Consider the following 6,953-nt stretch of genomic DNA (forward strand, 5'->3'; position numbering starts at 1 on the left):
AATTCTTGAAGGAACACAATTTTTATCCCAGTTTGAGGGCGTACTCCATTTATTGTCAGTTGCTCCAGTCCAGCTGTAATTATCAGGGGTTAAGGGGATAATATTCCAGTTTGTATTTCCTCCAAGATCAAATGAATCATTGGCATCAAAAGGAGCAGCAGCTCCTGATGCACTCATATTATTTATTTTAAGAAATTCTAAGCTGACTGCATTTGCTATGATACTTCCATTGCCACCAAGGCCTGAAAGATTGATGTGTTCACTACAGGTTCCAATTGCGGTCCACGAATCGAGTATGGTTTGATCATAACCATTCTGTATGAAGTAATCATTTCCTTTGGTGAATATTAAGTTTTGGAATCGATTAGGTCCCTGTAGGCTACCACCATCCATAAATTCAACATTATTAAAGTTGACCAATAAGGTTTCGTTGATAATTCTGGCACCATTTTTCTGAAACTCGATATTGTATAGGTTTAGTGGTACACTGCCAGATATAGCTATGCTTGCGCCAACTCCACTAGCAATCACGTTTGAATTTCCTGGATTTAAATTGAGGTTGTCTGCATTAATCATTAAAACCGAGGCACCTGAGCCAGTTAAATTGACGGTTGAGTTATTTAACGTCCATGTTCTGGAAATAGGATTATCTGCAATAATTTGAGCACATGTAACGTCTGCTTCGAAGCTTAGATTACCTTGCTCGAAGTATATGATATGGTTTTGAACATGAAGAGGAGTTTTGATGATCCATCCACCATTTTTAGTGAAATGAATATCTTCGTTGAAGGTATGCCCAGCAAAGTCAATTTCGTTATTCGGCGTTGATGCACTAAAATAGAGTGGTTTTAATAAATCTAGGAGCATGTCAGTTCCTAGTTTTAAACCACCATAAATAGTCAAAAAGTGTGCAGGATCATTATCCGCCTTAAGTGTAGGGAGATTGGTCACATTCGACCAATCCATATTAGCACATTTAGCAACATCGTTGATTACGACCTCAGCTCCTGTAATTGAGAACGAGTTTTCATCAAAGAATACATTGTCACTGAAATTTGGTACGGCAGCGTCAGGATTAACCTGTCCGCCAGGTTGATCACTCCAGTGTTGAATTTCATTCCAGTTTCCAGAGCCTCCAATCCAATAAAAATCTTTAGCATTAACAACGCCAGAAATGGATAGTAGGATAATAATGTAAATTAAGCTGATTGCTTTCGTATTCATAGCGAAAATCTATAAAATGCGTGTTGTTTAATCATATAAAATAGAGAGTAGATTCCTGTTTCCAAATTATAAGAAGAGGAATAGCTGTATTTCATGTAAAAATAAGCTATTTAATTGTAAAAAGCATCAAAATAGTGACTAATGGAAAATATAGAAGGTTATTTGTTGGGTTTTTTATTAACATATGTGAAGGTTTTAGGTTTTCAGGATGAATGAAGTTGTGTATTTACGATCAAAATAATAAAAGATCCTTAAATAATCATCTTGTAATTGTTTTATTATTCAATTGGTTAGTGTTAGTCTATTTTGAATTTGAGTGAATTATCAGAAGGGGGGAATGACAAAACCACATACAACTTGAGAGTGTCAAGTTGTATGTGGTTTTTGTTTTAGTTATAAATACTTACTGTCGGGAAATGAGAACCTTAATTTAGGAAAACGATTTCTTCGATTTCATCCCATTTAAGGATACTGAATTCTTCAGAAGAAGTGAAGATGAGAATACCCGCGTTTTTGTTCGATACATCAGCCTGATCGCCTAAAAATAATTTCTCGCCACTTTTTAATACAACTGCTGCATAATCATTTGCCATTGGTCTTATACTTTCAATATTTCTGAAAGGGATAGAGAATTTGATGTCATCATTATAACCATTGAGTAATTCTGAATCCATTGCTTCGTCTAAATCATAAACAATAACACCCTCTAATTCCTCGCCTGCCTTTGTGATAACTTTGCCATATAGTCGCACACTATCTGGGAATGACGTGTCGCATAGTGATTCAGGGGTTTTCTCTTCAAATATTTCAAAGGAAATGAAATGTTTCCAGTGAAAATCAGCTCTCCCAATATTGGGAAGATTAACAATTATTCCTTTGTTGCTGGAATTAACATCATTCGTACCATATAGTTCTATTTCTCTGCCTGATGTAAGTTTTACAAGACAAGCATTTTCTTGCTTTGTGATACTTTTAATCTTTCTAAACGGTATCTTAAGATCACCATCAGAGGATTTTCCATCTAACTTGTTATCTAATAATCGCTCATCGTGATCCCACTGAACAAAACCTGTAAATACACCTTGTGTCGTTGTTAGTTTGCCATAAATGCCTTGGCCAAATGAATCGGAGGTCTTTTGTGTTGGACGGAAAAATTTGATCACATCTATTTCGCTCCAATTCAAACTAAGCAAACCCAATTCGATATCTAAAATCGAGATTCTGGAGTTGACATCATTCGAACCTCCGCTTAGATTGATGTATTTCTCTGATTTAAGTTCTAAGATTACACTTTCTCTTCCTGTGATGGTTATGGATTTAATATCTCCGAACCGACACTGAAACTTTCTAGCCAGATAATTTGTGTTGTGTCTTTTATTGCTGACAGAAACATTTACCCAATCTCGATTATTTGATCGAGAAGAGGATTTGTAGTTTGTCTTAAAATTCGATTTTTTTAAATATTTGAGATAGGGGTTTGATATTTTTTCCGAGTTAAAGATATCTGATAAGAAGACTTCTTCGTCTCCCCATCTGATAGGGCCTTCATAAGTTTTTCCTTCGATTGTGGTTATGCTTCCGTATATCATGCACTTGTTTTGTGCTGATATAGGAGTCGTTATGGAAAACGAACCAGTAAGGAGTGAAAATAAAACGAAAAGCTGATACCAGGATTGAATTTGCAGATGTTTTTTCATTGTAAGCAAGCATTAAAATTCATATTGCTTATAAAACGAATAGTGTGCTGAAAAGTTACAAGATGATCGCAATAAAAAAGACAATTAAAAAGAGAAGGAAAAATATTTCTCAAAGGTTTTATTATTGAAACATCTTAGACATGATGATACTGTTTAGATGTTTTGCTTTTTCCTAAATAAGATTTGAATAATTCTGGCCTTTTCGGCAGGGGTGTAAATTTGAATTAATTCCCAATCGTTATCATATTCGGATATCGTTTTTTTGAGTTTGTAAATCTTCAACAAATCCTCAGTAATACCATCTTTTATATCCTCATTATCAACTTCCCAAGGGAAAGATTCTAAGCGGTATTGGAATTTGAGATTTTTTTTGCCAATCTTTACTTCAACTTCTGCGAGTTCAGCTCCCGTGTCGATAGGTATAGGAATACATATTTCTCTCATGATTAGTTTTTTAGATGTCAATTTATAATTCTTATTCATATTTAATTGCCATGGCAGGATCAGCTTCTGCTGCTTTATACGATTGCCATGAAACGGTGAAAAGACCTATAATGAGTGAGATGATAAGTGTTAATACAAAAATCCATGCATGGATGTATATTCGATAAGGAAAATCTTGCAACCAAATATCCAGTGCCCAATAGGCTATTGGAATAGCGATGAGGTTCGCAATTATTATAAGTTTGAAAAACTCTCGTGTTAGGAGATAGACGATATTCCCGGTTGATGCTCCAAGTACCTTTCTTACACCAATCTCTTTTGTTCGTTGTTCGGCCATAAACGATGATAAACCGAATAATCCCATCGATGCGATTAAGATGCTTATGATTGAAAAAATGATGAAAATGAGAGTTAATCTTTCCTCAGTTTTAAATCTTGTATTTATCTTATCATCCAAAAAGAAATAGTTGAATGTATGATTGGGACTAAATGATTTCCAAGTTTCTTGAATGTATTGTATTGTTTCACTCTGTTTGTTTTGTTCGATTTTAAAGTGAATATAGTTTTTGTGTTCGGGAGCTTCAGAAATAAACAGGCTTAGGGGTTCTATAACCATACTTAGCGTTTGGTAATGGAAATCACTGATGACACCGATCACTTTTCCTTCTCGAACATCCTTGTGTTCACCGATTGCAACCCCAAATTGAAGTTTTTTATCTATAGAATTAGATCCCCAATTGAATTTCTGACTGGCAGATTGGTTGACAATGAAAGCTGTTGTTGAATCAGTTTCTATTGCCTTACTAAACTTACGCCCTTGCATTAATTTAAGTTTCATTAAATCAATGTAGTCGTAGTCAATTATATTAAAGTTTAGTGCATATTCTTTCATTTCATCCTCGACCTCATAGAGATGAACCGTTTTTGAGCTAGAGAAGCCTATTAATGAACTAGAGGTAGCGACAGCTTTAATATTTGGATTTTTCTTGAGTTCAGTTTTAAAATCTTTTATATTGGCTTGCATTGAAGAGTCACGAACAGGAGCAATTATTATATTCTCTTTGTCAAACCCTATATCTTTATTTTTCAGGAAAAATAGTTGAGATATAACAATGATTGTTCCGCTGATCATGATTGCCGAAACAGTAAATTGACAGATAACTAAAATTTGTCTTAAAAGCTTATGCCCACCTCGTGATCTTCTGGTACCTTTAAGAATTGCTGATGGTTGAAAAGCGGATAAGTAGAAGGCTGGATAAGCTCCGGAAGCAATTCCTAGTAATAGGGCTATGGTGATAATAAACAAAAAGACATCCGGAGTTTGATAGATGCTTAGGACTAAATCCTTGTTTACAATCATATTGAATAAAGGAAGAATTAGTTCTACACTTATGATAGCTATGATAAGTGCGGAGAAAGTTAGGCTTAGGCTTTCTAATAAAAATAAACGAATGATACTTTCTTTTTGAGCTCCAACAACTTTACGCATTCCAACTTCTTTCACTCGTTTGCTAGATCTGGCAGTTGCCATATTCATATAATTGATTCCTGCAATTGTAAGGATGAATAGAGCAATGGCAAATAGAATGTAGATGTATTTAATATTACCTGTTGGTGCATCCCATTTTAAATCCGACTTTAAATGTATATCGGCGATTTTTTGAAAAATAATTTTAAAATCAATCCCTAATTGATCCCCAAACTCTTTCATGTATTTTTCGTAATAGAGAGGGAATTTTTTTTCAACACTTGTAATACTGCTGTTTTCTCTAAGTAAGATAAAAGTGTAATAACTAAGGCTCCAAAAGGCATCGGGCTCTATTGAATTAAAGTGTTCATCACCGTTTTGTTCAACAAGAGTACTTATTGAATATAGAATGTTGAATTTAAAATGAGAATTAGAGGGGATGTCTTTAATGACACCTTTGACTGTAAATTTATATGTATCATCAACTAAAATGACCTTTCCAATAGGGTCTTCATCACCAAAATATTTTTCAGCTATGGTTTCATTTAAAATAGCAGAATAGGGTTTTGTGAGTACTTTCTTAGGGTCACCTTTAATTAACTCATACGAAAAGACGTCAAAAAGAGATGAGTCGGTATAAGCAATACGTTCTTCATAAAAGTCTTTGTCTTTATATTTTATTTGTTGTTTGCCACTATATATAAATCGAACATACTCTTCAACTTCAGGGAAATATTGCTTAAATGTTACACCCATGGGTAAAGCCGAAGTCGCAATTCTATCTCGATTTCCATTCAACACAAAATCAGATCCGATTCTATAAATTCGATCGTGTTTTACATTGTATTTGTCGTAAGAGAATTCATCACGAATAAATAAGGTGATTAAAATTGTGCAGATTAAGCCTATGGACAACCCTGCCATATTGATTGCAGAATAGAACTTATTTCTAGATATATTTCTGATAATAGTTATAAAGAAATTCTTGAGCATAGGATAAGCGTTTTTATTCCATCTGTATTTTGTTCTTAAAAGGAGTTTATAATTTTTGTCTCATGTTTTCAGTTATAATATGTCCATCGAAAAGTTGAATGATCCTATGAGAGCGATCGGCATCAGAAGGAGAGTGCGTTACCATTACAATGGTTGTTCCTGCTTCATTAAGCTGCGTTAGCAAATTCATAACTTCTTCTCCATTAGCTGAGTCGAGATTACCAGTAGGTTCATCGGCCAGAATCAACTTTGGGTTTGTTATCACTGCTCGGGCTATAGCTGCTCTTTGTTGCTGACCACCTGATAATTGTTGTGGAAAATGTTTAGCTCGATGTGCAATTTTCATCCGATCTAATGCTTCATTAGCACGTTTTTTGCGTTCTGAACTCGAAACTTTCATATAGAGTAAGGGAAGTTCCACATTCTCATAAATGGTAAGCTCTTCAATCAAATTAAAACTTTGAAAAACAAAACCAATATTTTCTTTTCGTAGGTTGGTTCGCTGTCGTTCACTGTAACCATCAACCCGTGCATCATTAAAAAAGAGTTCACCACTTGTTGGGTTATCTAATAAGCCTAAAATATTTAGGAGGGTGGATTTTCCACAACCAGAAGGTCCCATGATAGCAACAAATTCACCTTCGTTTATTTCTAAGTTTACATTATTCAGAGCAGTGGTTTCCACCTCGTCTGTCCTGAATTTTTTCATTAAGTTATTTGTTTTTATCATGATATCTTTAAATTTCAAATTCTGAAAAAATGTGATTTTTTATTAAAGCTTATTCGTACCTGATAGCCTTTATTGGAGTTATTGATGATATTTTATAACTCTGATAAAAAACTGTAATAAAAGCGATTAGTATTGATAATAATCCAGCTCCTAAAAAATCAAGCCAAGAAATGTGTATTCTGTATGCAAAGCCTGCTAACCACCATTGCATAAGGAAGTAAGCAATAGGCCAAGCAATTAAGTTAGCTAATAAAATCCATCTCAAAAAACGGATAATAAATGATTTGAATAGGTGTTGGAATTCAGCACCAAAAACTTTTCGAATTCCCATCTCCTTGTATTTTTGTTCTATAATGTATGATGATAAACCAAACAATCCAAGTGAGGATATAATTAT

General features: G+C 34.2%; 6 protein-coding genes. All 6 read right to left on the reverse strand.

Annotated elements, in window-relative coordinates:
• A partial coding sequence (locus tag ABY905_RS12225) for a hypothetical protein (RefSeq protein ID WP_372644289.1) occupies positions 1-1,224 on the reverse strand: 1,224 nt, incomplete at its 3' end.
• Between the two features lie 425 nt (positions 1,225-1,649).
• A complete protein-coding gene (locus ABY905_RS12230) occupies positions 1,650-2,921 on the reverse strand; it encodes a hypothetical protein (RefSeq protein WP_372644291.1) in 1,272 nt (423 codons plus the stop codon).
• A gap of 153 nt (positions 2,922-3,074) precedes the next feature.
• Positions 3,075-3,365 carry a hypothetical protein gene (locus ABY905_RS12235; protein WP_372644293.1) on the reverse strand — a complete coding sequence of 97 codons (291 nt, stop codon included), beginning with the start codon at positions 3,363-3,365 and terminating at the stop codon, positions 3,075-3,077.
• A gap of 31 nt (positions 3,366-3,396) precedes the next feature.
• Positions 3,397-5,826, reverse strand: a complete 2,430-nt coding sequence (locus tag ABY905_RS12240) for an ABC transporter permease (protein WP_372644295.1) — start codon at positions 5,824-5,826, stop codon at positions 3,397-3,399.
• A gap of 46 nt (positions 5,827-5,872) precedes the next feature.
• A complete protein-coding gene (locus ABY905_RS12245) occupies positions 5,873-6,535 on the reverse strand; it encodes an ABC transporter ATP-binding protein (RefSeq protein WP_372644297.1) in 663 nt (220 codons plus the stop codon).
• A 70-nt stretch (positions 6,536-6,605) separates the two neighbouring features.
• On the reverse strand, positions 6,606-6,953 hold a 348-nt coding region (locus ABY905_RS12250; RefSeq protein WP_372644299.1), incomplete at its 5' end, for an ABC transporter permease.

Origin of the sequence: Ancylomarina sp., from assembly GCF_041555295.1 — a bacterium.
GTDB lineage: Bacteria > Bacteroidota > Bacteroidia > Bacteroidales > Marinifilaceae > Ancylomarina.

Excerpts from the sequence above, each read along its gene's own strand:
- ABY905_RS12230 (WP_372644291.1), bottom strand. The coding sequence starts at position 2,921 with ATGAAAAAACATCTGCAAATTCAATCCTGGTATCAGCTTTTCGTTTTA.
- ABY905_RS12235 (WP_372644293.1), bottom strand. The coding sequence starts at position 3,365 with ATGAGAGAAATATGTATTCCTATACCTATCGACACGGGAGCTGAACTC.
- ABY905_RS12240 (WP_372644295.1), bottom strand. The coding sequence starts at position 5,826 with ATGCTCAAGAATTTCTTTATAACTATTATCAGAAATATATCTAGAAAT.
- ABY905_RS12245 (WP_372644297.1), bottom strand. The coding sequence starts at position 6,535 with ATGAAAAAATTCAGGACAGACGAGGTGGAAACCACTGCTCTGAATAAT.